This window comes from Microbacterium sp. NPDC090281, from assembly GCF_044769635.1.
Lineage (GTDB): Bacteria > Actinomycetota > Actinomycetes > Actinomycetales > Microbacteriaceae > Microbacterium.
Window position 1 is genome coordinate 651,126 of sequence record NZ_JBIVYH010000001.1, and the last position, 25,717, is coordinate 676,842.

Here is a 25,717-nt window from a genome sequence, read left to right on the forward strand (position 1 = left end):
CGTGCAGTCGTGATTGCTCGACCGACATTAGCCATGCTCGACGGATGAGACAACCGACCGCTCAGATGAGCGCGAACGGCGAAACCGGGATATGCTGAGCCGACCCGACAGATACGAGACGAAGAGGCGATATGGGACCCGATGAGCTGGTGCGGATCTCGCACGTCGCACGACGGCATTATCTGGACGGGTTGACGAAGATCGAGATCGCCGATGAACTCGGCGTCTCCCGCTTCAAGATCGCCCGGATGCTGGAGGACGCCCTCGAGCAGGGACTGGTGAAGATCACGATCGAGGCCCCGGACTCCCTCGACCTCGATCTGTCGATGCAGCTGCGGGCCCGCTTCGGCCTGACCCGGGCCCTCGCGGTGATCACCCCTGGGACGACCCCCGACCTCATCCAGGACCGACTGGGGCGCGCGGCCGCAGACCTTCTCAGCGAGATCGTCACCGAGGGAGACGTCTTGGGGCTCACGGCCGGCCGCACCCTGACCGCGATGGCCGGGCATCTGCGCACCCTCGCGACGTGCGAGGTGGTGCAGCTCGCCGGCGTCGCCGCCCCCACTCCGGAAAACGGTGTCGAGGTGATTCGCCAGGTGAGCCGCATCTCGGGCGGCCGCTCCCGCGCGATCTTCGCGCCGCTGCTCGTCGAGACCGCAGCGACCGCCTCGGCGCTGCGGCGCGAACCCGGCATCATGGAGACCTTCCGCCGCTTCGATTCAGTGACCAAGGCCGTCGTCGCGATCGGCTCCTGGAGCCCGCCCGACTCCCAGCTCTACGACAACGCCGGGCGCGCGGGCGCGCTCGATGAGCTGCTGGCCGCCGGCGTGAAGGCCGAGATCTGTGCGACGCTCATCGACGAGAACGGTGCGGTCGTGGGGTCGGTGGCCGAGCGGTCACTCGCGGTGTCCACCGAACAGCTGCGGCACATCCCGGAGGTCATCGCGGTCGCGGGTGGTCCATCGAAGACGGGCGCAGTCGCCGCTGCCCTGCGCTCGGGGATCGTCGACTCCCTGGTCACCGACGCGGCCCTCGCCCGGCGCCTGCTCGAGACGTCGCTCTGAGCCGTCGGCGCCGCCCGACCGGTCAGCGGACTGCGGGTTCGTAGCGTCGCACCTGGGTGGAGGCGCGAACGATGCGGCGCAGGTCGCCGAGAGCGCTGCCTGCCGTCCCGTGAGCGCGGGCCTGCACCAGGATGTTGCCCATCGACGTGGCCTCAGACGGCCCGGCCATGACCGAGCGACCCGAGCAGTCGGCGACGGCCTGAGCGAGGATCGGCGACTCGGAGCCACCGCCGACGAGATGGATCACCTGCACGTCGACCCCGGAGAGCGCCGCCGCCTCTTCGACCTGACGCGCGACGAAGGCGCCGAGGCTCTCGAGGATGAGTCGGACGATCGCCGCACGGTCTTCGGGCATCCGCCCACCGGATTCGGCGACGAGCTCGGCGATGCGCGCGCTCATCTGCCCCGGACGCAGCAGGCGCGGGTCTCCGGTGTCGACCAGCACGCCCGGAGTCGGGGCCGCTTCGGCACGCGCCAGCAGCTCCTGACGCGCCGTGGTGCTGCGCGCTCCCCAGCCGTCGAGCCCCCATTCCCTGATGCATTCGTTCACGATCCAGAGTCCTGCGGCGATCCGGAGGAAGCGCACGGTGCCGTCGAGACCGAGCTCATTCGTGAACCCGGCTTCACGGGCGCGATCGCTCGTGACGATGTGGTCGACCTCGACCCCGGTGAGGATCCACGTTCCGCACGAGACGAAGGCGAAGTTCTCGTCACGAGCGGGCACGGCGATCACAGCGCTGGCGGTGTCGTGGGAGGCGACAGTAGTGACGTCGGTGGCGTCACCCTGAGCGAGAATCCCCTCGCGCACACGACCCGTCACCGTGCCGGGCGCCACCGTCTCGGGGAAGATCCGCGACGGAAGTTTCAGCGCATCGATCCGACGCGCGTCCCAGCCGCGACCGTAGGGCAGCGCGAGTCCGGTGCTGGAGACGTTCGTCGCCTCGGCGACCTCTTCTGCGCCGAGCCAGTGGGCCAGCAGATCGGGCATCAGCAGCATCCGGCGCACGGTGTCGAGCCGCCCTGCCTCCTGATCTGCCATCAGCTGGTAGATCGTCATGATCGGGAGCGCGGTGACCCCGGTCTCCCGGAAGGCCTCGGCAGCGGGCAGGATCGCGTCGACGAGGGGGAAGCTGCGATCGGTGCGCGAATCGCGTTGGTGGAAGGGGGCATCCAGCAGACCGTCGTAGGCGAGCAGCCCGTAGTCGCCCGACCAGGCGTCCACTCCGACACTGGCGAAGGCGGGGCCGTCGGCGCGCAGTGATCGCAGTCCGGCGACCGCATCGCGATACAGCCGCTGGGCGTCCCACCGCAGTCCGAGTTCATCCGTGAACGCACGGTTGCGGAACCGGTGCACCCCGTCGATCCGCAGTCTCTCCCCATCGACCGTCGCGCTCACCACACGACCGCTGGACCCGCCGAGGTCGACGGCGGCAGCTCGGAAGGTCGCCGAGCCGAGGGGCAGTTCGGGCATGCCTCTCAGCCTATGGTCCGGCGGGGCCTCACACGCTGGTGTAACCGCCGTCTATGAGGATGCTCTGTCCGACGACGTAGCTCGACCGCTCGCTCGCGAGATACACCAGAAGGTCGCCGAGTTCTTCGGGCTCGCCCATCCGCCCTGCGGGGATGCGCCGCACCCACTCGTCCGCCATCTCGGGGTTCTCGGCCACGAAGTCCCTCGTCATGTCACTGGCGAAGTATCCCGGGGCGATCGCGTTGACCCGGATGCCGTGCGGCCACCACTCGATCGCCGCGCTCTTGGTGAGCATCGAAACCGCGGCCTTCGATGTGTTGTATGCGGCCTGCGTCTGCGGGATGTTCACCGCGAAGGCCGACATCGACGACACGTTGACGACGCTGGCGGGGTTTCCCCGCGCCGCGTCGATGTGTCGCCTCGCGAACTCCAGGCTCGTGACGAAGGTGCCGGTGACGTTGACGTCGAGCACCCGGCGCCAGTCCGCCGGCGTGGTATCGAGAAGGGGCGTGCCCAGCGTGATGCCCGCGCTGTTGACGAGCACGTCTGCGACGCCCAGGCGCTCGGCGACAGTGTCGAAGGCCGCGGCGACGGATGCTTCAGAGGCGACGTCGACGCTGACACCGGCGCAACGACGCCCTGTTGCGGACTGCAGGGTGTCGGCAGCATCGGCGACGGTGTCGAGGCGGTCGAGGAGAGCGACATCGGCGCCGGCAGCGGCCAGGGCCTCGGCCATGGCATAGCCGAGGCCACGCGCGCCGCCCGTGACGACGGCGACGCGGCCGAGAAGAGGTTCAGTGGTGTTTCCGAGCATGAGCAGAGCCTAGCCGCGGCGCTCACTGCGCGACACTGTCCGCTCATATGAGCGCCTTCTGATTGCAGCGCCGGCCGCACGACTCGTCCCGCCGTGCGCACCGGATAGATTCCTCCCATGGCTCTTTCCGGCAATCTCGAGGCGCAACGACGTCGAGACGAACTCGTCGATCTCGCGAACGGACCCCAGGGCGTCATGATCGAGGCTGCGGCCGAGCTCTTCGCCGTCTCGTCGATGACGATCCGTCGCGACCTGCTCGAGCTGGAGGCCGAGGGGCGAGTGCGACGGGTGCGCGGGGGAGCGACGGCAGCGCCGCGTGCACGTCCGTTCGATGCGCGTCGGGCGATCAGGGCGAGCGCGAAGCGGACGATCGCCGAGAAGGCGCTGCGGCTCGTTCCCGATCAGGGCAGCATCGCGCTCGATGCCTCATCGACGGTCAACATGCTCGCCTCGACGATCGGGCCGCGCCGCGGGCTCACGGCATACACGAACTCGTTCGAGTCGTTCCAGGTGCTGCATCCGCTCGATGGGGTGACGGCCGTGATCTCCGGTGGCACCGCCGAACCGACGACGGGCAGCCTCGTCGGCCCGATCGCCCGCCGGAGCATGCGATCGGTGTACTTCGACATCTTCTTCTCCTCGGCTGATGCCCTCGACGGCACCGACGGCACCTCCGAGGTCTCGGTGGAGGAGGCCGAGCTGAAGCAGGCCATGGCCGCGAATGCCGGCACCACGGTGGTGTGCGTCGACTCCAGCAAGCTCGGGCGCCGATCCGTGGCCCGAGCGCTCGAACGCGAGGAGATCTCGGTGCTGATCACCGAGCTCGATCCCGGCGACGAGCGGCTGGATTCCTTCCGGGAGACCGCCGACATCCTCTGACGCCTTTTACTCCTTCCTCCTTGACGTTGGTTCGTGTTATCTTTCACATGAAGTAACAGCACCGATGCACCTGGTCGCGTGCGCCGCCCCAGTCTTGGAGAGTCATGACCAACGCCACCGCCGCCGCCCTCATCGCCCGGTCGAACCGCCTCGGCGCCGACCCGAAGAACACCAACTACGCCGGGGGGAACACCTCCGCCAAAGGCGCCGAGACCGACCCCGTGACCGGCCAGCCCGTCGAGCTGATGTGGGTCAAGGGCTCGGGCGGCGACCTCGGCACCCTCGAGGAGCGCGGCCTCGCCGTGCTGCGCCTCGACCGCATGCGCGCACTCGTCGACGTCTACCCCGGCCTCGACCGCGAAGACGAGATGGTCGCCGCGTTCGACTACTGCCTGCACGGCAAGGGCGGCGCCGCCCCGTCGATCGACACCGCGATGCACGGCCTGGTCGACGCCGCGCACGTCGACCACCTGCACCCCGACTCCGGCATCGCGATCGCCACCGCGGCCGACGGCGAAGCGCTGACCGCGAAGATCTTCGGCGAGAAGGTCGTCTGGGTACCGTGGCGTCGCCCGGGCTTCCAGCTCGGACTCGACATCGCCGAGATCAAGAAGCAGCACCCGCAGGCGATCGGCTGCATCCTCGGCGGACACGGCATCACCGCGTGGGCCGACTCTTCTGAGGAGGTCGAGGCGAACTCCCTCTGGATCATCGACACCGCAGCTGCATACATCGCCGAGCACGGCAAGGCTCAGCCGTTCGGCGGCACCCGCCCGGGCTTCGAGGCGCTCACCCCGACCGAGCGCCGTGAGCGCGCGGCGGCCCTCGCCGGCACCATCCGCGGCATCGCCTCGACCGACAAGCCGATGGTCGGACACTTCACCGACGCCGACGTGGTCCTCGACTTCCTTGCCTCGGAACAGGCGCCGGCGCTCGCCGCCCTCGGCACCAGCTGCCCCGACCACTTCCTGCGCACCAAGGTCAAGCCGCTCATCCTCGACCTGCCGGCCTCGGCATCCGCCGAGGAGCAGATCGCGCGTCTGCACGAGCTTCACGAGCAGTACCGCGCCGACTATCAGGCCTACTACGACGTGCACGCGACGGCCGAGTCGCCCGCGATCCGCGGCGCCGACCCGCTCATCGTGCTGATCCCCGGAGTCGGCATGTTCTCCTACGGCGCGAACAAGCAGACCGCCCGCGTCGCCGGCGAGTTCTACGTGAACGCGATCAACGTGATGCGCGGCGCCGAGGCCCTGTCGACCTATTCGCCGATCTCGGATGCCGAGAAGTTCAACATCGAGTACTGGGCGCTGGAGGAGGCCAAGCTGCAGCGGATGCCCAAGCCGAAGTCGCACCAGGGCCGCATCGCCTTCGTCACCGGCGCCGCATCCGGCATCGGCAAGGCCATCGCCACCCGTCTCGCCGCCGAGGGTGCCTGCGTGGTGGTCGCCGACCTCGACCTCCAGAAGGCCCAGGCCGCAGCCGCTGAGCTCGGCAACACCGATGTCGCGATCGGGATCGCCGCCAACGTGGCCGATGCCGACGCCGTCCAGTCCGCCCTGAACGAAGCGGTGCTCGCGTTCGGCGGCGTCGACCTCGTCGTCAATAACGCCGGGCTCTCGCTGTCGAAGCCCCTGCTGGAGACCACGGAGAAGGACTGGGATCTGCAGCACGATGTGATGGCCAAGGGATCGTTCCTCGTCTCCAAGGCCGCGGCCCGCGTGCTCATCGACCAGAAGCTCGGCGGCGACATCATCTACATCTCGTCGAAGAATTCGGTCTTCGCAGGCCCCAACAACATCGCCTACTCCGCCACCAAGGCAGACCAGGCCCACCAGGTGCGACTGCTCGCGGTCGAGCTCGGCGAGTACGGTATCCGTGTGAACGGCATCAACCCCGACGGCGTGGTCCGCGGCTCCGGCATCTTCGCCTCGGGCTGGGGCGCGAACCGTGCGGCGACTTACGGCGTCGCCGAAGAAGACCTCGGCCAGTACTACGCGAACCGCACGATCCTCAAGCGCGAGGTCGTCCCCGAGAACGTCGCGGACGCCGTCTACGTGCTGACCGGTCCTGAGCTCAGCCGTACCACCGGCCTGCACATCCCGGTCGACTCCGGCGTCGCCGCGGCGTTCCTGCGATGAGCGTGCGCGCGGTCGCGGCCGTCGATCTCGGGGCGACCAGCGGCCGCGTGATGATCGGGCGGATCGGGGAGGGGCGGCTCGAGCTCGAACTCGTGTCGCGCTTCCCGAACGGCCCCGTCGAGCGTCAGGACGGACTGCACTGGGACTTCTCTGCGCTGTACGAGCACGTCGTCGACGGATTGGCGGAGGCGGTGCGGCGAGAGCCGGCGATCGAGAGCATCGGGATTGACTCCTGGGCCGTCGACTACGGCCTGCTCGCAGACGGCGTTCTGCTCGCCGAACCGTTCCACTACCGCGACTCCCGCACGGCGCGGGGCGTCGCCGAGGTGCACGACCTCGTTCCGTTCTCGGAGCTCTACGCCTGCAACGGGCTGCAGTTCCTGCCCTTCAACACGCTGTACCAGTACCGGATCGACGGGCGCATCGCGGATGCCGACACCGCGCTCCTCATTCCCGACCTGATCGCGTTCCTGCTCACCGGGGTCCGCGTCGCCGAGCGCACGAACGCCTCGACGACCGGGTTGCTCGGAGTGGAAGACGGTGAGTGGGACACGGATCTGGCGACGCGGATCGGCATCCCGCCGCGCATCCTGCCGCCGTTGATCGACCCCGGCGCCGTGATCGGGTCGCTCCGCCCCGAGCTGGCGGAGCGGATAGGCAAGGATCTCCCCGTGATCGCGGTCGGTTCGCACGATACCGCCTCCGCGGTGGTCGCCGTGCCCATGACGGCGCCCTCCGCCGCATACATCTCGTGCGGCACATGGGGCCTCGTCGGACTGGAGCTGAGCAGGCCGGTGCTGACGGATGCTGCGCGCGAGGCGAACTTCACGCACGAACTCGGGGTTGACGGTCGCTACCGCTTCCTGCACAACGTCACCGGCTTGTGGCTGCTGAGCGAGAGCGTGCGGGCGTGGGAGGCGGAGGACGGTACGCGCATCGACCTGCCGACGCTGCTCGCCGAGGCATCCGCCGTCTCGGAGGAGGTGCCGCTGTTCGATGCCAACGACCCTTCGCTGGGTGCGCCCGGCGATATGCCCACCCGCATCGCCGCGTTGATCGAGGCGTCTGGAGTGGCCGCTTCGACGAGCCGCGCGGCGTTCGCGCGGAGCATCGTGGAAAGCATCGCCGCGGCCTTCGCCGAGACCGTCCGTACGGCTTCCGCCCTGGCGGGGCGTGAGGTCGATGTGATCCACCTCGTCGGGGGAGGATCACTCAACGCACTGCTCTGCCAGGCCACCGCCGATCGTTCAGGACTCCCCGTGCTGGCCGGACCCGTCGAGGCGACCGCTCTCGGCAATGTGCTCGTGCAGGCGCGTGCCCTGGGCGCGGCTGCTGACGACCTGGAGGGGCTGCGCGCGCTCGTCGCAGCGACCCACGCGGCCCGCCGGTTCGATCCGACGCGCTGACGCGCGGCGACGAGAACGGGCTCGAGCTCACACCACGTGTGTGTTCGGCAGCGAGCTCACCGTCGGTCTGACATACGCGCGGCGTCGGGCGGAGATGTCGGTCGGGCGGGCCCCGCGCGGCACGCTGTGGTCGACGGCGAGCACTTCGAACTCCTGCACCTGAGCCGGTCGCACCGGGGTGAGGTGGATCATGCAGATCAGCTCGCCGCGTTCGGCGGGGATCGACCAGGTGACGTCGGCGGCCGTCGCCGATGACGCGATCTCCGGTGCGCCGGAACGGGGCAGCAGCGGACCTACCTGGGTGATGAGATCGTCGATCGCGGCTCGACGCCAGGCCAGAGGACGGTCGAAGTCGATGTTGTCGGCGAAGACGGCGGCAGCGGCGTCTTCGTCCCAGGAGCGGATCAGCTGGTCTGCGGCAGACATCAGCTCGCGTGTCTCCGGCCACAGCCGCACCACGCGCGCCGGGGTGTCGTCGTAGGAGAGCGCGCGGAACAGGGCATCTTCCGACAAGCCGACCGGGTTGCCGCGGTGGCTGTTGGTGAATACGAGCACTCCTTTCCCTGATCCGGCATGCCACACCATGTTGAGGATGAATCCGGGCAGGCCGCCGCTGTGCGTGACGATCCGCCCGCGGTGGAGGTCTTCGCGCACGAAGAGGCCGAGTGCGTAGCCGCCGGTGACGAACTTCCAGGTGCCATCGGGGCGTGCCTGCAGCGAGGGGATGTCGACCTGATGGATGCGCTGCAGCTCACGCCGCGAGGCCCGGCTGACGACGGTGTCGTCGCTGCCGGGCAGTGTCGAGGCTGCGAGGAACCTGACCCAGATGCTCAGGTCGTTGATCGTCGACTGCATGCCGCCGGCGGCTGCCATCGCGTCGGAGACCTCGGGCGGGAACCCCACCCATTCGCCATCGGTGTTCAGCGAGTAGCCGACGGCTCGGTGGAACCCGCCGGCCGGAGCACGGTTGTCGAACCAGGTGCTGTTCATGCCGAGGGGTCGCAGGATCTCGTCGGTGACCCAGTCCTCCACACGCCGACCGACCGCCTTGCCCACTGCGAGACCGGCCATCGTGAAGCCGATGTTCGAGTACTCGAAGACGGTCCCGGGGTGGTTGCTGTAGTTGAAGCCGGGTCTGATCCGTTCGACGAGCTCCGACTCGGACAGGCCGAGGAACGGGTCGACCCAGGAGTTGTCCTCGGTGAGGCCGCCGCCCATGCTCAGCAGCTGGCGAATGGTCGGCGTGACCGCGGGCTCATCGCCCACGGTGCCGTGCCATTCCGGGTAGAAGTCGGTGATCGGCGCCTCGATGTCGAGGAGCCCCCGGTCGCGCGCGAGCAGCGCGCCGAGCGCGACGAAGCTCTTCGTCATCGAGGCGATGGGGAACACCGTGTCGGCATCTGGCGCGCCGCCATCATCATCGGCGATGCCGAACCCGCGGCTGTGCTCGAGGCCGTCGGGCCCGACGAGTCCGTACACGAGCCCGCGGGACTGGCCTGCCGCCGTGTACTGACCGAAGAAGGCGTCGAGCAGGTCGACGAGAGGGACGGCCAGGGTTTCGCTCGACATGAAGACTCCCTTTTCTGGTGGCTGGCGTGTTCTGGCGACAGGAACGCCGCTTCGCCTCCAGGCTCTCGTGCTCCGCGTGCGAAGTCATGTCGGTGGGCACCGAGTGTCGGTGCCGGATGTGTGCGGGGAGACGAAGAACCGGATTCTGTTCAGCGACTCGGAAGGGCCTGCGACCGCAGCGGTTCGAGTTCGGCCTCGGGGAGTCGCATCGGCTGGCGATTGCGGAAGTGCCCGAGCAGCGTGAAGAGGAGCCCGGCGACGGCCCAGGCGCCGAGCGTCAACCACAGCGACGTGGCATCCGCCTTCGGGAAGTAGCTGAGGTCGCGGATCAGCGTCGCCGAAGCGCCGGGCACGAATGCCTGGCCGATGTCGCCCCATGGCCCGGCGAGGAACTGGTGGGGGAGGGTCGCTGCCGAGACCGGGTTGCCGATGAGCATCGTCAGCACAGCGCCGATGCCGATACCCGGGGTGCTGATCAGAGCGTGCAGGCCGACGATGAGCGATGCGGTCGCGAACATGGCGAGGGCGACGGCGCCCACGTTCAGCAGGAACGGCCCTTGAAGGATGCCGAAGAGGCCCTGGAGCGCCCAGGTGACCGCGAATCCGGCAGCGACGGCATAGACCACGAGGGCTGTGATCCGTCGCCAGCTGCCGACCACGAGCAATGACACGAGGACTCCGCCCAGGATGCCTCCGAGCACGAGCGGGAAGGCCGCGACCGAGAGGCCCGCCCCACTCGGGTCATCATCGGCCAGTGGCACGACGTCTGTCACGGTCACGACGACTTGCGAGCCGTCGCCGCCCGCTGCAGTGACCTGCGCCCCGAGCTGCGCCTGGAGCGCGGCAGCGAGCGCGGTCATCTGAGAGGCCACCGAAGCGTTGGCGGCGGTCGCGGTGAGGACCTCGGGGGCGTCGGAGAGCAGGATCGCGCCGTAGACGTCGCGGGCCTCGATCGCATCGACAGCCTCGTCGCGTCCGTCGACCTCGGTGAAGGTGAACAGGCCGTCTGTCTTGTCGTCGAGCGTGGACTCCAGTGCATCGATCTGAGGCGAGGGGCCGCTCACCGCGATCGGAAGGTCGCGTGGGTCAGAGGTCGCCACCGGCCAGACGAACGCGAGGACGACGAGGGTGACGATGACGGCGCCGATCGCGCCGAGTGCGACGGCCAGCGCCCACTTGGTGCGTCGAATCGGAGCAGATGCTGCGGATGGAACGGTCACGGGTTCTCCTGAGGTGATGAGCGTGGTGAAGCATCGCCATCATACAGAACAATCATTCTGTTTTACCCGCAGGCGTGACAGGATGGAGGCGTGCCGAAAGTGACCGAGGAGTATCGCTCAGCGAAGCGTGGGGAGATCGCTCGCGCTGCGATGTCGTGTCTGCAGCGGCACGGCGTCGCCCGCACGACGATGGCCGACATCATCGCGGAGTCCGGCGCATCGGCAGGATCGATCTACTCGAATTTCGCAGGCAAGGCCGACATCGCCCGCTACGTCGCCGGCGAAGTCGTGGGGGCGAAGATCATCGCGCTCGGGGACCTCGCGGCTCGACGCGGTGAGATCGCCCCTTCGGAGACCCTGGCCTTCGTGCTCTCGGGGATCAGCGAGGATGACACGCCGACGAGCGTCATCGTGCAGCTGTGGGGCGAGGCGACGGTTGATCCCGAGCTCGGTACGGTCGTGCGCGAGACCCTGGAAAGACTCCGCGGTGGGTTCACCGCCGCGGTGCTGCCGTGGGCGCGAGCCGCGACGGACACAGAGGAAGAAGCAGTCGAGCTGGCCGGGCGCAAGGCGACGGTCATGGCGAGTATCGGTCAGGCGTACATCGTCACCCGCGCGCTCACCGGAGCCGACGTCGACCCGCATGTCTTCCTGCAAGGGATCCAGGCCCTGGACGACGCGTAGCCGTCGCTGACACCGCGTAGCCGTCGCTGACGCCACGCTTTCCAGGCGGCCAGCACTCCCGAGCTGAGAGCGCCGTCTACCCGGCGGCCACACGAGCCGTGGACCGGGTGAGCTTCGGGATCAGCGTCGGCGTGCTTTCGCGGTACGTGACGTAGTCGGCCCGATCGCCCCACTTCGTCTCGGCGCGCGCTTCCAGCAGCGGGATGCCGCTGACCCGCGTCAGCAGCAGGATCACGAACGCCGGGGAGAGCAGCGCGACCCACTGCCATCCGACGAGCACCGGAGCGGCGGTGAGGAACACGCCCACCCAGATCACGATCTCGCCGAAGTAGTTCGGGTGGCGTGACCGCGACCACAGCCCGGTGCGGATGAACTCGTCCCGGTTTCGCGGATCTGCGCGGAACGCCGACTTCTGCGCGTCGGCGACGATCTCGATCATCATGCCGAGGCTCCACACGATGATTCCGACGATGGTCAGCCATCCGATGGGAGCTCGGGCTGCGGCATCCGTGCTGATCGCGATCCATGCCGCGGCCGCCGTCAGTGACACCCATGCGCCCTGGATCACCCACACCTGCAGGAAGCGCAGAGGGGAGCCCTTGATGGCGTCGAACCGGCCGTCCGAGCCCGCCTTGTGCACGCGTACGGCCAGAAACGATCCGAGGCGGGCGGCCCACAGCATCACCATCGCCGCGAGGATCCAGCTTCGGGCATCGGGCATGGGCGCCAGCAGGACGAGTGCCGCAGAGATCACGAAGAAGGTGAGGCTGCCGGTGAGATCGAAGAACCGCTCTGTCTTCAAGAGCATCGCCGGAATGAACGCGATCACCTGGATCGCGAAGGCCGCGGCGACGGCCAGGGCGAACAGGGGGATGCCGCCGAGCGTCGCGCTGTTCTGGCTGCCGGCGACCGCGACGAGCGCGCCGACGACGAGCGCGGCGAGGATCGCGATGAGCGAGGAGCGCGAGGACTTGTGGCGCGAGGAATTGGGGCGGGTGGGCGTGGGGGAGGACATGGTGCGCTTTCTGCTTTCTCAGAGGTAGAGGTCTTCGACGGTGACGGCTGCGCGGTCTAGCACGACGCTCCGCTTGAGCTTCATGGTCGGGGTGACGAGACCGCGATCGTCGAGGTCGGCGAAGACCACGCTGAACCGGCGGACCTGCTCGCTGCGTGCCACGAGCGCGTTGGCGGCGTCGACGGCGCGCTGCAGGTGAGTGCGCAGCGTCGGGTCGTTCACCGCACGGATGTCGGACTGTGCAGGAGAAGGGATGCTGATGCCTTCGGCGTCTGCCCACACCCGGGCCTGTTCCGGGTCGAGGACGAGCAGCGCCGAGAGGTACGGCTTTCCCTCGCCGACCATCACCGCATGCGAGACGAGCGGATTCGCTTCGACGGCGCTCTCCCAGCGGGTCGGCACGATCGTCTTGCCGTTCGAGGTCACGATCACGTCTTTGATTCGGCCTTCGAGGATCAGCCTGCCCTGCTCGTCGAGCCGCCCGAGATCGCCGGTGCGGAAGAAGCCGTCGACGAAGGCGCCCTCGTCATGCATCGGATTGCGATAGCCGCCGAAGACCCCGATGCCGCGGGCGAGCACTTCGCCCTCGTCGCTGATGCGGACCGTGAGCCCTGGCAGGGGTGCGCCGACGCTACCCGAGGCGATGCGGCCAGGGAGGTTGCCGGTGAGCGGCGCCGTCGTCTCGGTCAGTCCGTAGCCTTCGATGACGGGAACCCCGATGCCGCGGAAGAAGAGCGAGAGGTCGGTGTCGAGGGCTGCTCCGCCCGACAGGATGTATCCGACCCGCCCGCCCATCACGGTACGCAGGCGCCGGTAGAAGAGGGCGTCGAAGAGGCGGTGGCGCAGGCGGAGGCCGTGGGTGCTCGCGATGCGTCTGCCGGCGTCGATCCGCTCGGCACGGCGGCCCCACGCGATGGCCGTCGAATGGGCCTTCGCCCAGACCGCTGCGAGGCCCTTGTCTGAGGCTTTGGTCGCGGCGGCCGCCTGGATCTTCTGCAGCACCCGTGGCACGACGACCAGGAACGTAGGGCGCAGCGTGTCGAGGGTGGCGACGACCGTCGAGGAGTCGGACAGGTGCGCGATGCGCATGCCGCTGGCGAGGCAGATCAGCTGAAGGCCGCGTGCCAGCACGTGGGCGAGGGGGAGGAAGATGACAGTGTTGCCGTCTTCGTTCACGATCTCGTGGTACGCCGCGGCGATGTTCAACACCTGACCGAGGAAGTTCCGATGGGTGAGGACGACCCCCTTCGGCTCACCGGTGGTGCCCGAGGTGTAGACGATGGTCGCAGGGTCGTCCTGAGTGGCGGTCGTCCTGCGGGCCTCGAGCTCTTCGTCGGTGACGTCGATGCCGCCCGCGACCAGATCGACGAGGGTGCCGGACGGCGCAGTAGCGGGCGTTCCGGCATCCATCGTCCAGGCCCCGAGCGTGGAGCCGTTCGACTGCGTGAGTGCGTCCTGCAGGAGCTGTGCGTGCTCCGCGCTGCCGCCGATGGCCAGCCGCACACCGGCATCCGCGACGATGGCCTTCACCTGCGAGGGGGAAGAAGTGTCGTAGATCGGCACGACGACAGCCCCGGCGAACCAGGCAGCGAGGTCGGCCACAGCCCATTCGTAGCGCGTGGGCGCCATGATCGCGATCGGGTCACCGGCCTGGATCCCCCGGGCGATGAACCCCTTCGCCAGGGCGCGCACTTCGGCTTCGAAAGCACGCGTCGTGATCGGCCTCCACGCGCCGGCCTGCGTGGTCTCGACCTCGAAGGCGACGTGATCCGGGGCCGCGGCGGCGCGCGCAACGAGCAGGTCGGTGACGTTGCCGTAGTCGTCGAGGGCGGCGAGCGGTGGGGTCGACGATTCGATCATCGGAGGCTTCTCTCAGTCGCGCGGGCGGTGCGGAGGGCGCACGAAAACCGCCCATCAGCGCTTGTTCGGAACCGATGGCGATTCGGATGGGAGGGGAAGTTGTGCGACGAAGCGGACCCGCCGACGAGAAAACCCCCGGGGAGTCCGGGGGTTTCGTGGAGGGGCTGACGGGAATCGAACCCGCGCTATCTGCTTGGGAAGCAGAAGTTCTGCCATTGAACTACAGCCCCGTACCTGCATCCGAGGAGCAGGCGAACGCCAGCCTACCTGCCTCACCCCCGATGGCCAAAGCAGGAGCGGCTAAGAGCCGGCACGGCAACTAGGCTGAACCCGTGCTTCTCAGCGACCGCGACATCAAGGCAGAACTCGCATCCGGCCGCATCGGCCTCGAACCGCGCGAAGAGGGGATGATCCAGCCGTCGAGCATCGACGTGCGCCTGGATCGGTACTTCCGTCTCTTCGACAACCACAAGTACCCCTTCATCGATCCGTCGGTCGACCAGCCCGAGCTCACCCGCCTGATCGAGGTCGACCCCGACGAGCCGTTCATCCTGCACCCCGGCGAGTTCGCCTTGGGGGCGACGTTCGAGCAGGTCACACTCCCCGACGATGTCGCCGCGCGCCTCGAGGGCAAGTCGTCGCTCGGACGCCTCGGGCTCATCACCCACTCGACGGCGGGGTTCATCGACCCGGGCTTCACCGGGCACGTGACGCTCGAGCTGGCGAACGTCGCGACCCTGCCCATCAAGCTGTGGCCGGGGATGAAGATCGGACAGCTCTGCTTCTTCCGCCTCAGCTCGCCGGCGGAGAACCCCTATGGCTCCGGCCCTTACGGGAACCGGTACCAGGGGCAGCGCGGACCGACGGCCTCCCGGTCGTTCCAGAACTTCCATCGAACAGACGTCGGCACCACCGATGTCGGAGCAGTCGGAGGCTGAGGTGAGCGATGTCAGCGGCACGTCCCCGCAGGAGCCGGTCGTCCCCGAGGAGACCGTGGTCCCCGACGAGACCGTGATCCCCGACGAGACCGTGATCCCGGATGCGCCGGTGATTCCGCCCGCCGACGTCGTGATCCCGCCTCCTCCGCCCGAGATCCCGATTCCGGAAGGTCTGCTGACTCCGCCGCCGTCGGAGATCCCGCCCGCCGACGCGGTGATCCCGCCGCCTCCTCCCTCGACGCGCCGCGGTTCCGACCGGGTGCGCCCGACCCCTGCCATCCTCGAGGGCGAGCCGCCCGCAGCCGTGGCAGACGACTGGGCGCTGCCGTCGGTCGCGCCCGAGGTGCCGACGTCCGGGGGCTACCGCGTGCTCACCATCGTGATCTTCGCGTTCCTGTTCCTGCTTCTCGTCGCGGCGATCGTCGTCGGCGTGTACCTGCTGAACACCACGACCTTCCCGTTCGCCGGCGCTGAATCCGCCGCGGCAGTGATCGCTTTCGCGCCGACGCTCTGACTGCGCCGCCTGAGGTCAGGCGCCTTTCGTGACCTGTCGACGCCGGAGTGCGGCCGATGCGACGGCGACGAGAGTGCCGATGGCCACGCCGATCACGGTCTCGATCGCACGGTCCTGTAGGAGCATGTCGACGGGCGTGGGTGCGGCGAGGTGCACCATGAGCAGGGCGAGCGGGGTGATGAACACCATCGCGATGCCGTAGTTGCGGCCGACGAACAGCTCGGCGGCGGCCTGCAGCAAAACCACCAGGGCGATGACGGCGAGTGGTGGCAGATCGATCGCGAGGATGCCTGCGGCGACGAGCACGCCGAGCAGAGTTCCGACCAGTCGCTGGATGCCGCGGATCACGCGGGCGTTGAGCTGCGGCCCGCTGACGGCGGCGACCGCACCGACGGCCGCCCAGTACCAGTGCGAATCCATGATCAGCAGGCCCGCGAAGCCGGCGCCCACGATCGCGATGCCCACCGAGACCGCCATCTCCCACGCGATCGGCCCCACGGGCTGCAGGCTCCTCGGCGGCACGTCGTCGGTGCTGCGCGTGAAGATCCCGATGAGCGCGGTGATGGCCAGCCCGAAGATCACGCTCGGACCGCCGACCAGGAGCACGTCGCCGAACGAGGCGGCGGTCGCCGGGATGGTCGCGCACGCACCGACAGCGAAGACCGGGAACAGTGGGCCCGGTGGATGCCAGCGCATCGTGTAGGCGAGCAGGGTGACCGCGGAGGCGATGACCGCGACGACGATGATGCTGATCGCGGCGGGAGCGGAGACGACCGAGAGGGCCGTGCCGACGAGCATCGAGGCGAGGATGACCCCTCCGGCGCTCGCCTGCATCCGGATGCGATCGCGGAACACGTCGTGACGCCCGTAGAGCGCGGCGAAGGCGCCGAAACTCGCATAGATGCTCAGGTCGAGGCGCCCCAGCATCCACAGCACGAGGAGCGGCACCGCCACGCTGATCGCTGCTCGCAGCGCCACCCTGTGATCGCCGCGGTGCGGCTCGACGCGCAGGACGCCGGTCCACACTCTTCCCCGGGAATCCGCCACCGATCCAGCCTACGTCCGACGGCGAATCCTCCGCTGCGGCCGGGGTCAGGCGGTCGATCGGCGCAGGAGCAGCCGGGCTTCGTCCAGGACCCGGTTCAGGACTCGTGTCGCGGCTTCGGTCTCTTGCTCGTCGAGGCCCTTCCAGATCGCGCCGGTGAGATCGGCGATCTCCTGTCCGATCTCCGCGACCAGGGTCGTGCCCTCGGCGGTGAGACCGGAGCCGGCGATGAGTCCGCGATCCCGCAGCGACGCGAGGAGCAGCCCGACATCCGGATCGTGGAGGCGGCCGGCGACGAAGGTGTCGAGGTCGCCGCCTTCGTCGAGCTGCGTGGCGAGTCGCAGCGACACCCACTCGCGTTCCGTGAGGTCACGGCCGGAGAGGACGGTCTGAAGAAGCGCGTTCAGTGCCTTCTCCGTCTGACCGATGAGCTGAGGGCCGAAGGGGATCGCGCTGTCTCCAGCTCGTCGGTCTGGTCGTGATTCGCCCAGCAGCTCGAACAGGCTGGAGAATCCCTGGTCGCCGTGGCCGTCGGAGATCCGCCGATCCATCAGCCGCTTGACCTCCCGCATGCGCAGGGTGTCGATGTCGAGCGATTCGCGATGGCTGATCAGGTCGTCCATCAGCGCCGCCTGCACGCTCAGCGGTCCCAGGTCCGGTCCGTACTCTCCGGTCGACACGGCGGCACCGAAGCTCCTCACCAGCGGCACATAGCCTCCGATCGAACCCGCCACGCGGTCGGCGAAGGCGGCGACGTCGGCGCCTTCGGCCTTCACCAGCGCGAACGTGTGCAGCAGACCGAGGAGGAATTCATACCCGACCGCGACCTGGGAGAGGAACTCGACGGCGGCGAATCCGGGGTCTTCTCCGTAGTACGCGATGGTGCCGAGTCCTTCCAGCACGGCGCGGTGCGCCTCATAGCCGTCGCGGTCGCCGCTGAAGGAGAACAGGACATCGGGCGTGCCGACGCGTGACACGTCTCCCATGATCCCTCCGTCGACGTACTTCGCGCCGTGCGCCGTCGCCCACGCCGCGGTGCGTCGGGCTGCGGCAGGCGAGCCGCTGGTGACGTTCACCACGACCTTGCCGCGCACGTCCGCGTCGATCGTTCCGAGCACGGCATCCACGGCGGCACCGTCGAGCAGGCACACGACGATGAGGGGGCTTGCGGACACTGCGGCCGTCGCGGTAGGAGCGACCTCGGCACCGACCGCGACCAGTGGTGCGGCTCTGCTCGCGGTGCGGTTCCACACCGTCGTGCGGTGGCCGCGCTCGATGAGCGCCGCGGCTATCGCCGTTCCCATCTCCCCGAGGCCGATGACGGTGACGGGAGTGTTCGTGCTGATGTTCGTGTCCATGTTCGTGGCGCCTTTCGATCAGTTGGTGTCGGTGTCGGTGTCGGTGTCGGTGTCGGCGTCCGCGCGTCCGATGCCCCAGCTCGCCCCGCGGGCGATGAAGGTGCCGAGAACCGTGACGCCCGCGAACACGAGCATGAGCAGCCGGGCGGCGTCGACGACGTCGGGCAGGGCGAGGTTTACGAGCACCCCGGCCATGGCCGAGCTGAAGGCGCTCGCGATGATGAAGACGGTGTTGACGGCCGCTGCCGCCTTGGCGCCTTCCTCCTCGCCGGGAGTGCTGCCGAGCGCGGCGACGGTCAGGTGCGGGAACCCCAGGCCGATGCCGGCGCCGGCGAGGAACAGCGTGGCGAACCAGAGTGCGATCACGAGGGTCGAGGGTGCCTCGTGCTGCAGCAGGCCGTAGGCGGCCAGCCCGGAGGCGATGACGAGAGGGCCGATCGTGATGAGCACGCGGCGCGACCGGATGCCGGTGGCGTTGGCCGTGAACACCTGCGTGATCGACCACCCGAGTGACAGGGCCGCGCCGAGCAGCCCGGCGACGAACGGCATCAATCCGCCGATCTCCTGCCCGAAGAGGGGGATGAACGCCTCGGTGCCGATCGCGAACGCCCGGACGGCGACCGTGAGGTACACCCAGCCGAGGGATGATCCGGCGGCGAAGGTGATCCGCGGGAGGACCCCCGTACGGCCCCGACGCTCATGACGCAGGAACCACCCGCCCAGCACGACGCCGACCACGATGGCGATTCCGGTGCCGAGGCCACTGGGGACGACGCCGGCGAGGCCGACCGCGGCGACTCCGCCGGAGAGGAGGACAAGGGATCCCCACGGAACGGACTCGCTGGATCGGCTTCGAGCGGTGCGCGGCAGGGAGCGCACGACGACGATGCCGATCAGGGCGGAGACCACGGCCAGCCCGACGAAGGTCACCCGCCAGGCGTCCAGCTGCGCGAAGATGCCGCCCACCACCGGACCCACGATGTTGCCGACACCCCACATCGCCGAGACCAGTGCGGCTCCGCGCGCCCAGAGGCGCTCGGGAAGGGCGCGCTGGATCAGGGCGTAGCCGAGTCCGGCGAGCAGTCCGCCCCCGAGGCCCTGCACGGCGCGTCCGGCGAGCAGCGCCCACATCCACGGGCTCGCGGCGCACAGCAGGGAGCCGAGCGCGAATAGGCCGAGCGCCAGCAGGTAGGCCTGCACGGCTCCCCGCTGCGTCAGGATCCGGCTCACCATCATCGAGCTGACGACGGAGGCGAGGAGGAAGACCATCATCGTCCAGGCGTAGAACTCCGCTCCACCGATGTCGTCGACGATCGTGGGGAGCAGGCTGGTGGTGAGGTACACGTTGCTCGCCTCGAGGAGCACGCCGCCGGCCAGCACCGAGGCGATCGGGGCGTAGCGACTGCCGAGCAGTTCGCGCCAGCTCCCTGCGGGGTGGATGCGGGGCGGTGTCTGGGTCATCGGGTGCCCTTCGTGGCGTCGGCGCGGGCGGTGATCCACCCGGCGGCGCCGTCCGTCGGCGACCGATCGTCACGCTAATACCTCGAGTAAACTCGAGGTCAAGAGGAGGCGATGATGTCTTTGGAACCCGACGACCTGCTGGCGATCGGCGAGGTCGTCCAGCGCTCCGGCGTGCCCGCGACCGCGCTGCATTTCTACGAGCAGCTCGGTCTCATCGTGTCGACCCGGACCGCGGGCAATCAGCGTCGCTACCGCCGGCACATGCTGCGGCGCATCTCGCTGATCGTCGTCGCGAAGCGTCTCGGCATCCCCCTCACCGACGTGCACGAGGTGTTCCAGAGCCTCCCGGTGGACGAACCGCCTTCGCAACGGGACTGGCAGCGAGTGGCGAAGCTGTGGCGCGCGCAACTCGACCTCCGCCGCACGCAGCTCGAGCACCTGCGACGCGAGCTGACCGGATGCATCGGGTGCGGCTGCCTGTCGCTCAAGGCGTGTCGTCTGCTCAACCCCGAGGACGCGCTCGGCATAGACGGACCAGGGCCGCGCCGCATCTGACGTCGCGCGGATCAGCGCGGTGCGCTCAGCGCTCAGCGCTCGGGCAGCGGTGCGGCCGGGAGAAGGTCTGCACTGCCCGGTGTCGACGACATCACCTCGGTCGCTTCGTCGACGCGCGCCGGACGCACGAGCGCATCGACCGCCTCGAGCCCGCCGGTCGTCAGCGCCACGACCGCGTCGAGTGTCGCATCCGCCGACAGCACCCGCGTGTGTCCCAGCCCCTCGGTGCGCACGAGACGGGAGCGGGCGCCATGGGCTTCGTGCAGACGCAGCGAATCGTGGTCGGGCATCCGCCGGTCACCGCGGTCATGCACGACGAGCAGTGCGGTGTCGGCGGGGAGGGGATGCTGTGCCGCGTCGTATCGGGCGGACACCGCGGCCCGGTCCACCCCCAGTCGCCGGCGGAACCGCTCGGACAGACGCGCGGTCGTCGCGGCGTCGAGGCCGAGGTCCTCGGCGAACTGCGCGAGGAAGGCATCGGGGCCCGCGGCTCCGGCGATGGCGGCGACCGCCGTGGTCGGAACGGTCGAACGAGCCACGTTCAGCGCGGCCAATGCGCCGAACGAGTGTCCGATGATGGCCTCGAACGGCCCGTGCTCCGCCTGCAGCTGCTCGGCGGCGTCGACCCAGTCGCGGATGTCGGTGCTCCGCCCGGACGACGAGCCGTGCGCGGGAGCGTCGAACGCGATCACGCGGACCCCCTCGGCGCGCAGTTCGCGCACGAGGGTGGCGAACTGCGAGGCGCGCCCGCGCCAGCCGTGCAGGAGCAGCACGGTGCGCGGTCCGTTGCCCCATTCGTAGGTGGCGACCTCAAGGCCGCGCACGGTGATCCGTCCGCAGCGCGCGTCGGCGTGGGTCGCGGCATCCGCTTCGCGCACGGGCATCCGCGGTGACGTGGTGAAGAAGAGTCGGTAGGCGATGTCGCCGGCAAGTGTCGGCGAGACCGCGGCGACGGTGCGGGCGCTGCGGGCGAGCAGAACGGGAACGGACGGCATGTGAGCTCCTTCTCCGAAACAATGCGAACGATCATACGTATACTAGGCGAACGATCGTTCGTATACTAGGGAAATGATGGAGAGCGTAGTTCTCGACGGGCGAAGGGCCCGCGGCGATGCCTCGCGCCGCATCGTGCTGCAGAGCGCGACCGACCTCGCGTCGGTCGAGGGGCTCGACGGACTGACCATCGGTCGGCTCGCCGAGGCCTCGGGATCAAGCAAGAGCAGCATCGCCACGCTCTTCCAGAGCAAAGAGGGGCTGCAGCTGGCGACGGTCGCCGCAGCCCGCGAGATCTTCACGGCGCGGATCGTCGAACCTGCCAGGGCGCAGCCGCGAGGGGTGCGCCGCCTGGCCGCGCTCCTGCGCAACTCGCTGACCTACTCGAAGGACCGGGTCTTCACCGGTGGCTGCTTCTTCGCCGCGACCGCGGCCGACGTCGACTCGAAGTCAGGTCCGGTGAGCGATGCGGTGCGGGCCGCGCTGGTCGACTGGTACGGCTACGTCGAAGCCCAGCTGCGTCACGCGGTCGATGCCGGCGAGATCGAGGCCGATCCCGAGGTGCTCGCGTTCGAGCTGGTTGCCCTGAATGAAGAGGCCAACTCGCGCTCGCTGCTGCTGGACGACGCGCGGCCCTACGCGCTCGCCGCCACCGCGATGCGAGCCCGGCTGCGTGCTGCCGGCGCGGGCGAGTCGGCCGTGGCGCTGCTGGATCTCTGACTCTCGAGCCTGGAGAACACGAAACGCCCCACCCGAGTATCGGGTGAGGCGTCTCGCGGGTGTTGCGGGGGTCAGGCGTCGCGACCGCGAGCGAAGCCCGCATCGAAGCCGCGCTCGAACGAGTGCTGAGCGATCCGCTCCGCACGCTGCGGACCATGACCGCGGTGGCCGTGGTCGCCGTGTCCGGGGTGTCCGTGTCCGTGTCCGCGACCGTGACCGCGGTGACCTGCGCCGGGCTCGCCGTGGCGGCATCCGTGCTCGGCGTCTGCGTCAGGGCCGAAGCCGTGTCCGCGGTCGAAACCGTGTTCCCGGCCGTGATCGAAGCCCTGCTCGGGTCCGCCGTCGAAGCCGCGACCGAAGCCGCGTCCGAAGGGGCGCCCGAAGCCGTGGCCGAAGCCGCGACCGTGGCGGGGGCCGCCGAAGCCGTGCCGGCGTCCGCGGGGAAGAGGGGTCTCCTCGTCCCAGCCGAACGCGCGGGCGATCTTCTCGAGCGAGGCGAGCGTCGTTGCCATGTCTTCGGGGGACACGGCGTCGGCGACCTTCGCGCGGATCTCCTCGACGATGGTGCCGAGTCGATCCTTCGCGGCGCGGCCGTCATCGGTGAGCGCCCAGCCGTCGCCCTCGGGGGCGACCCAGCCGCGCTCGACGAGTCGGTGCAGCTTGTGGCCGTTCAGCGGACGGGGCGACGGCGCGGTGCCGTCGACGATGTTGAGGATCCGCCAGTCGCGACGGTTCGCGTGCTCGCCCTCGAAGGCGGTGGCGAACTCGGCCGCCATGAGGCGGTCGGCGGCCTTCAGCCAGTAGCCGAAGGGGCGGGAGGTGTTCTCGGGGTTCTGTGATTCAGAGGTGTTCATGGGAAGTCCTTTTGTCGGGGGTGACGTAGTTGTCAGGTTGCATGTGTATGTCACAGTGCATGTACATGTAGTGTGACATGAAGTCGCAATGCATGTCAAGTCGCATGTAAAATCGATCCGTGACCACCGAACCGAACGACGCCGCCCCGGATTCGGCCCAGCCGGATGCTGCAGGGCCGGATCCCGCCGAAGCCATCGCCCAGGCGCTGTCCCGACTCCGAGGCCGCCGTCCGGGAGAGCGCGGACCCGGCGGTAGAGGTGCCGGCGAACGCGGGCGCGGCCACGGTGGTCCGCACGGCTGGCACGGCGGTCCACACGGTGGCCCGCACGGTGGCCCGCACGGAGGTTCGGACGGCGACGATGTGCACGACCACTTCGACCACCACCGCGGTCACCCGGGGATGCCCCCGTGGATGGCCGACCCCTCCGGCCGCATGGGTGGGCCGGCCCGCATGCGGATGCTGGAGGCGCTGGCCGCGGCATCTGCACCTCTCAGCGTGAGCGATCTCGGTGCGGCGATCGGCGTCGACCAGCCCCGTGCTTCGCGGCTCGTGCAGCAGGGGGTCGAGCGCGGCTATGTGCGCCGAGAGGCCGACCCCGATGACGCTCGTCGCACCCGCATCGCGCTCACCGACGACGGGCGCAAGCTCGCCCGCGGCATGCGCGGGGAGCGGCGTGAGATGCTCTCGACCGCTCTCGCATCCTTCACTGACGACGAGCGCGTGGAGCTCGCCCGCCTGCTGAACAAGCTCGCCGACAACTGGCAGCGCTGAGGCCGTCAGGCATCACCGGTCAGGTCGAGGCGAACCTCACCGACGGCTCGTCGTCGACCGACAGTGACAGAACCACGGTCTCGACCGCTTCGTGCTCTTCGATCCGCTGCTCGAGCTCCCGCAGCCGGCGGGCCACGTCGTGCTCGCGCGCGTCGCCGGAGAGGTCGATCTCGGCCACGATGAACAGCCGGTTCGGACCCACGTACTCGATGTGCAGGTACGTGACGCGCTCGATCTGGTCGAGGCCGAGCAGCGCGGTGCCGACCCGCGCCCGCAGCTCCGGGGCAGCGGATGCTCCCACCAGGAACGCGATGTTCCGTCGGATCAGGATGACCGCGACCACGCCGAGCAGCACACCGACGAGGATCGATCCGATGGCATCCCAGGCGGCGACTCCGGTGATCTGGTGCAGGAAGATCGCACTGCCCGCCAGCACCAGGCCGATGAGCGCGGCGGAGTCCTCGACGAACACGGCACGCAGCGTGGTGTCGCTCGTCTCCAGCACGAAGTCCCAGGTCGACGACCCGCGCTCCTTCGCGAGGCGGCGGGACTTCACCATCGCCTGCGTGAACGACAGGCCCTCGAGCACGAACGAGACGCCCAGCACGACGTAGGCCACCATCGGACTCTCGACGGGGCCGGTGTCGGAAAGCTGCTGGATGCCGTGCATGATCGACACGATCGAGCCGGCCGTGAAGATCCCGAACGCGGCGATCAGCGACCACACGAACGCATTGCGTCCGTAGCCGAGGGGATGCCGGGCATCCTTCGTCTTCGCCCCGCGTCGGTCGGCGATGAGAAGGAACACCTCGTTGCCGGCATCCGCCCACGAGTGCGCCGCCTCGGCGACCATCGACGCCGAGGAGGTGATGATCGCGGCGGCGGTCTTCGCCACCGCGACGAGGATGTTGGCGAGGAAGGCGAGGATCACGGTCACGCGGTCAGGCTACTCCGCCCGCGCGGGTGTCCGCGTCAGCGCGGCGCCTTCACCGGAAGCAGCAGCAGGAAGCCTGCGATCAGGACGATCACGATGCCCAGGATGCCGAACGCCGTCTGAGCCGTCAGCACGATCAGGAGCGTCCAGGCGCCCGAGGCCATCCAGCTCGCAGCACGACCCGTCGTGGCGTACAGGCCGAAGATCTCGCCCTCGCGTCCCGCCGGCGTGACCCTGGCGAGGAAGGAACGGGCAGAGGCCTGTGCGGGCCCGACGAAGGCGCAGAGGATGAGGCCGCCGATCCAGAAGACCACGGTGCCGCCGTCGCGCAGGAAGAAGACGCCGAGACCCGCGACGACCATCGAGCCGAGCGAAAGCAGGATGATGCGCTTGGGGCCGAACCGGTCGTCGAACCGCCCGGCGATGATCGTGGAGACGCCCGCGATGAGGTTGGCTGCGATGCCGAAGATCACGATGTCGAGGAACTGGAAGTGGAAGACCGTCGATCCGATCACGGCGCCGAACGCGAAGACGCCGCCGAGGCCGTCGCGGAACACGGCGCTCGCGAGCAGGAACCAGAACGTCGGCCGCGTCTCGGGGGAGCGGTAGAGGCCGATGACGTCCTTCACCAGCAGGCCGTAAGAGGCGAAGAAGCCGACCTTGCGCTCCGGGCGGCCGAGCGACGGTTCCGGCACGTTGAGGAAGATCGGGATGCTGAACACGATCGCCCAGATCGCGCAGCCGACCGCGATGATGCGGAACGGCAGGCCGCCGTCGGAGGGGAGGCCGAACCAGTCCATCATGTAGAAGACGATCACGATGACGAGCGCGATGATGCCGCCGAGGTAGCCGAAGCCCCAGCCGAGGCCGGAGATGCGGCCCACCGTCTTCGGGTTCGCGATGCCGATGAGCATGGCGTTCGAGTTCACCGCCGCGATCTCGCCGAACACGGAGCCGGCGGAGATCAGCGCGACGCCGAGCCAGAAGAGCGTGGGCGTGGGCTCGACGAACCAGAGACCGAACATGCACAGGATGAGCGCGCCCGTGCCGATGCCGAGCCAGAGCTTCTGCCGACCGGCGGCGTCGGCACGCTGACCGAGGACAGGGGCCAGGAGCAGGATGGCGAAGGCGGCGATGGTGGAGCCGAGGCCGAGGCCCGAGGTGAGATCGGCGATCGCGGCCTCATGCGCCTGGCTCTTCGGGTCGAGGGCGGCGAGTTCTGCGGGGAGGAACGCGTCGGTCGTCAGGTACAGCGCCGTGAAGATGAACGTCAGGATGACGGTGTTGAAGGGCTGCGTCGCCCAGTCCCACAGTGCCCAGGAGTAGACCTGCTTCTTCGGTGCGGGCGTCTCGCCGCGCAGATCCAGGCCGACGACGGCCACGGCGCCGCTGTTCGCGGTCGCCACGGGCTCGGGAACGCCCTGGCGAGGTTCGGGTTCGCTCATGCTG

At 69.1% G+C, this 25,717-nt stretch carries 23 protein-coding genes and 1 tRNA gene; 10 read left to right on the forward strand and 14 right to left on the reverse strand.

Annotated elements, in window-relative coordinates; genetic code table 11:
• The first annotated feature begins 131 nt into the window (after window positions 1-131).
• The gene (locus ACIQTX_RS03130; protein WP_402968746.1) at window positions 132-1,064 is read left to right on the forward strand and encodes a sugar-binding transcriptional regulator; all 933 of its coding nucleotides are present in this window, start codon (window positions 132-134) and stop codon (window positions 1,062-1,064) included.
• A 22-nt stretch (window positions 1,065-1,086) separates the two neighbouring features.
• Here ACIQTX_RS03130 and ACIQTX_RS03135 read toward each other — a convergent pair whose 3' ends face one another.
• Together ACIQTX_RS03135 and ACIQTX_RS03140 are read right to left on the reverse strand one after the other, a co-directional pair.
• Window positions 1,087-2,535, reverse strand: coding sequence for a rhamnulokinase family protein (locus ACIQTX_RS03135; RefSeq protein WP_402968749.1), 1,449 nt, complete (start codon window positions 2,533-2,535; stop codon window positions 1,087-1,089).
• A 28-nt stretch (window positions 2,536-2,563) separates the two neighbouring features.
• Window positions 2,564-3,349 (reverse strand): SDR family NAD(P)-dependent oxidoreductase, encoded by a 786-nt coding sequence (locus ACIQTX_RS03140; RefSeq protein WP_402968752.1) that lies wholly within the window; start codon window positions 3,347-3,349, stop codon window positions 2,564-2,566.
• Window positions 3,350-3,466: 117 nt separating this feature from the next.
• Between ACIQTX_RS03140 and ACIQTX_RS03145 the strand changes: the two genes are divergently transcribed.
• The 3 genes from ACIQTX_RS03145 (at window position 3,467) to ACIQTX_RS03155 (ending at window position 7,775) form a co-directional block, all read left to right on the forward strand.
• A complete protein-coding gene (locus ACIQTX_RS03145; RefSeq protein ID WP_402968755.1) occupies window positions 3,467-4,228 on the forward strand; it encodes a DeoR/GlpR family DNA-binding transcription regulator in 762 nt (253 codons plus the stop codon).
• Between the two features lie 104 nt (window positions 4,229-4,332).
• Entirely contained in the window at window positions 4,333-6,369 is a 2,037-nt protein-coding gene (locus ACIQTX_RS03150; RefSeq protein ID WP_402968758.1) for a bifunctional aldolase/short-chain dehydrogenase, read from the forward strand.
• Window positions 6,366-7,775: a rhamnulokinase family protein gene (locus ACIQTX_RS03155; RefSeq protein WP_402968761.1), complete on the forward strand. Its 1,410-nt coding sequence runs from the start codon at window positions 6,366-6,368 to the stop codon at window positions 7,773-7,775. Before ACIQTX_RS03150 ends, ACIQTX_RS03155 begins: the two co-directional genes overlap by 4 nt.
• A 27-nt stretch (window positions 7,776-7,802) precedes the next feature.
• On the opposite strand, the gene ACIQTX_RS03160 is transcribed toward ACIQTX_RS03155, so the two are convergent.
• The gene (locus ACIQTX_RS03160) at window positions 7,803-9,344 is read right to left on the reverse strand and encodes a serine hydrolase (RefSeq protein ID WP_402968764.1); all 1,542 of its coding nucleotides are present in this window, start codon (window positions 9,342-9,344) and stop codon (window positions 7,803-7,805) included.
• 149 nt (window positions 9,345-9,493) lie between these two features.
• Complete coding sequence (locus ACIQTX_RS03165) at window positions 9,494-10,564, reverse strand: hypothetical protein (protein WP_402968767.1); 1,071 nt, start codon at window positions 10,562-10,564, stop codon at window positions 9,494-9,496.
• 90 nt (window positions 10,565-10,654) lie between these two features.
• Between ACIQTX_RS03165 and ACIQTX_RS03170 the strand changes: the two genes are divergently transcribed.
• Window positions 10,655-11,248 (forward strand): TetR/AcrR family transcriptional regulator, encoded by a 594-nt coding sequence (locus ACIQTX_RS03170; RefSeq protein WP_402968770.1) that lies wholly within the window; start codon window positions 10,655-10,657, stop codon window positions 11,246-11,248.
• Window positions 11,249-11,324: 76 nt separating this feature from the next.
• On the opposite strand, the gene ACIQTX_RS03175 is transcribed toward ACIQTX_RS03170, so the two are convergent.
• The 3 genes from ACIQTX_RS03175 to ACIQTX_RS03185 form a co-directional block, all read right to left on the reverse strand.
• Window positions 11,325-12,263, reverse strand: a complete 939-nt coding sequence (locus tag ACIQTX_RS03175; protein ID WP_402968773.1) for a DUF1295 domain-containing protein — start codon at window positions 12,261-12,263, stop codon at window positions 11,325-11,327.
• An 18-nt stretch (window positions 12,264-12,281) separates the two neighbouring features.
• Complete coding sequence (locus ACIQTX_RS03180; RefSeq protein WP_402968775.1) at window positions 12,282-14,123, reverse strand: AMP-dependent synthetase/ligase; 1,842 nt, start codon at window positions 14,121-14,123, stop codon at window positions 12,282-12,284.
• Between the two features lie 156 nt (window positions 14,124-14,279).
• Window positions 14,280-14,353: transfer RNA gene (locus ACIQTX_RS03185), tRNA-Gly, on the reverse strand.
• A 102-nt stretch (window positions 14,354-14,455) separates the two neighbouring features.
• Between ACIQTX_RS03185 and dcd the strand changes: the two genes are divergently transcribed.
• Together dcd and ACIQTX_RS03195 are read left to right on the forward strand one after the other, a co-directional pair.
• Window positions 14,456-15,061 (forward strand): dCTP deaminase, encoded by a 606-nt coding sequence (dcd, locus tag ACIQTX_RS03190; RefSeq protein ID WP_028500957.1) that lies wholly within the window; start codon window positions 14,456-14,458, stop codon window positions 15,059-15,061.
• A gap of 1 nt (window position 15,062) precedes the next feature.
• Entirely contained in the window at window positions 15,063-15,575 is a 513-nt protein-coding gene (locus ACIQTX_RS03195) for a hypothetical protein (protein WP_402968778.1), read from the forward strand.
• A 15-nt stretch (window positions 15,576-15,590) separates the two neighbouring features.
• On the opposite strand, the gene ACIQTX_RS03200 is transcribed toward ACIQTX_RS03195, so the two are convergent.
• The 3 genes from ACIQTX_RS03200 to ACIQTX_RS03210 are packed head-to-tail and all read right to left on the reverse strand — an operon-like array spanning window position 15,591 to window position 19,439.
• Window positions 15,591-16,622, reverse strand: a complete 1,032-nt coding sequence (locus ACIQTX_RS03200) for an FUSC family protein (protein WP_402968781.1) — start codon at window positions 16,620-16,622, stop codon at window positions 15,591-15,593.
• A gap of 45 nt (window positions 16,623-16,667) precedes the next feature.
• Window positions 16,668-17,978 (reverse strand): NAD(P)-binding domain-containing protein, encoded by a 1,311-nt coding sequence (locus ACIQTX_RS03205; protein ID WP_402968784.1) that lies wholly within the window; start codon window positions 17,976-17,978, stop codon window positions 16,668-16,670.
• 18 nt (window positions 17,979-17,996) lie between these two features.
• Window positions 17,997-19,439 carry an MFS transporter gene (locus ACIQTX_RS03210; RefSeq protein WP_402968787.1) on the reverse strand — a complete coding sequence of 481 codons (1,443 nt, stop codon included), beginning with the start codon at window positions 19,437-19,439 and terminating at the stop codon, window positions 17,997-17,999.
• Between the two features lie 114 nt (window positions 19,440-19,553).
• On the opposite strand from ACIQTX_RS03210, the gene soxR reads away from it, so the two are divergent.
• Window positions 19,554-19,994 (forward strand): redox-sensitive transcriptional activator SoxR, encoded by a 441-nt coding sequence (soxR, locus tag ACIQTX_RS03215; protein WP_402968790.1) that lies wholly within the window; start codon window positions 19,554-19,556, stop codon window positions 19,992-19,994.
• A 32-nt stretch (window positions 19,995-20,026) separates the two neighbouring features.
• Here the strand turns inward: soxR and ACIQTX_RS03220 are convergent, their stop codons facing one another.
• On the reverse strand, window positions 20,027-20,989 hold the full coding sequence (locus tag ACIQTX_RS03220; RefSeq protein ID WP_402968793.1) for an alpha/beta fold hydrolase: 963 nt from the start codon (window positions 20,987-20,989) through the stop codon (window positions 20,027-20,029).
• Window positions 20,990-21,062: 73 nt separating this feature from the next.
• Here ACIQTX_RS03220 and ACIQTX_RS03225 point away from each other — a divergent pair, with 73 nt between their 5' ends.
• Window positions 21,063-21,707 (forward strand): TetR/AcrR family transcriptional regulator, encoded by a 645-nt coding sequence (locus ACIQTX_RS03225; RefSeq protein ID WP_402968796.1) that lies wholly within the window; start codon window positions 21,063-21,065, stop codon window positions 21,705-21,707.
• A 71-nt stretch (window positions 21,708-21,778) separates the two neighbouring features.
• Here the strand turns inward: ACIQTX_RS03225 and ACIQTX_RS03230 are convergent, their stop codons facing one another.
• A complete protein-coding gene (locus ACIQTX_RS03230) occupies window positions 21,779-22,561 on the reverse strand; it encodes a hypothetical protein (protein ID WP_402968799.1) in 783 nt (260 codons plus the stop codon).
• Window positions 22,562-22,680: 119 nt separating this feature from the next.
• On the opposite strand from ACIQTX_RS03230, the gene ACIQTX_RS03235 reads away from it, so the two are divergent.
• A complete protein-coding gene (locus ACIQTX_RS03235) occupies window positions 22,681-23,334 on the forward strand; it encodes a MarR family winged helix-turn-helix transcriptional regulator (RefSeq protein WP_402968802.1) in 654 nt (217 codons plus the stop codon).
• A 19-nt stretch (window positions 23,335-23,353) separates the two neighbouring features.
• On the opposite strand, the gene ACIQTX_RS03240 is transcribed toward ACIQTX_RS03235, so the two are convergent.
• Both ACIQTX_RS03240 and ACIQTX_RS03245 read right to left on the reverse strand, forming a co-directional pair.
• Complete coding sequence (locus ACIQTX_RS03240; protein ID WP_402968805.1) at window positions 23,354-24,271, reverse strand: cation diffusion facilitator family transporter; 918 nt, start codon at window positions 24,269-24,271, stop codon at window positions 23,354-23,356.
• A gap of 35 nt (window positions 24,272-24,306) precedes the next feature.
• Complete coding sequence (locus ACIQTX_RS03245; protein ID WP_105525965.1) at window positions 24,307-25,713, reverse strand: MFS transporter; 1,407 nt, start codon at window positions 25,711-25,713, stop codon at window positions 24,307-24,309.
• Window positions 25,714-25,717: the final 4 nt, after the last annotated feature.

Coding starts and splice junctions, on each gene's coding strand:
- ACIQTX_RS03155 (WP_402968761.1), top strand. CDS start 6,366: ATGAGCGTGCGCGCGGTCGCGGCCGTCGATCTCGGGGCGACCAGCGGC.
- ACIQTX_RS03150 (WP_402968758.1), top strand. CDS start 4,333: ATGACCAACGCCACCGCCGCCGCCCTCATCGCCCGGTCGAACCGCCTC.
- ACIQTX_RS03175 (WP_402968773.1), bottom strand. CDS start 12,263: ATGTCCTCCCCCACGCCCACCCGCCCCAATTCCTCGCGCCACAAGTCC.
- ACIQTX_RS03180 (WP_402968775.1), bottom strand. CDS start 14,123: ATGATCGAATCGTCGACCCCACCGCTCGCCGCCCTCGACGACTACGGC.
- ACIQTX_RS03145 (WP_402968755.1), top strand. CDS start 3,467: ATGGCTCTTTCCGGCAATCTCGAGGCGCAACGACGTCGAGACGAACTC.
- ACIQTX_RS03140 (WP_402968752.1), bottom strand. CDS start 3,349: ATGCTCGGAAACACCACTGAACCTCTTCTCGGCCGCGTCGCCGTCGTC.
- soxR (WP_402968790.1), top strand. CDS start 19,554: ATGTCTTTGGAACCCGACGACCTGCTGGCGATCGGCGAGGTCGTCCAG.
- ACIQTX_RS03205 (WP_402968784.1), bottom strand. CDS start 17,978: ATGGACACGAACATCAGCACGAACACTCCCGTCACCGTCATCGGCCTC.
- ACIQTX_RS03245 (WP_105525965.1), bottom strand. CDS start 25,713: ATGAGCGAACCCGAACCTCGCCAGGGCGTTCCCGAGCCCGTGGCGACC.
- ACIQTX_RS03210 (WP_402968787.1), bottom strand. CDS start 19,439: ATGACCCAGACACCGCCCCGCATCCACCCCGCAGGGAGCTGGCGCGAA.
- ACIQTX_RS03230 (WP_402968799.1), bottom strand. CDS start 22,561: ATGAACACCTCTGAATCACAGAACCCCGAGAACACCTCCCGCCCCTTC.
- ACIQTX_RS03135 (WP_402968749.1), bottom strand. CDS start 2,535: ATGCCCGAACTGCCCCTCGGCTCGGCGACCTTCCGAGCTGCCGCCGTC.
- ACIQTX_RS03160 (WP_402968764.1), bottom strand. CDS start 9,344: ATGTCGAGCGAAACCCTGGCCGTCCCTCTCGTCGACCTGCTCGACGCC.
- ACIQTX_RS03130 (WP_402968746.1), top strand. CDS start 132: ATGGGACCCGATGAGCTGGTGCGGATCTCGCACGTCGCACGACGGCAT.
- ACIQTX_RS03220 (WP_402968793.1), bottom strand. CDS start 20,989: ATGCCGTCCGTTCCCGTTCTGCTCGCCCGCAGCGCCCGCACCGTCGCC.
- ACIQTX_RS03225 (WP_402968796.1), top strand. CDS start 21,063: ATGATGGAGAGCGTAGTTCTCGACGGGCGAAGGGCCCGCGGCGATGCC.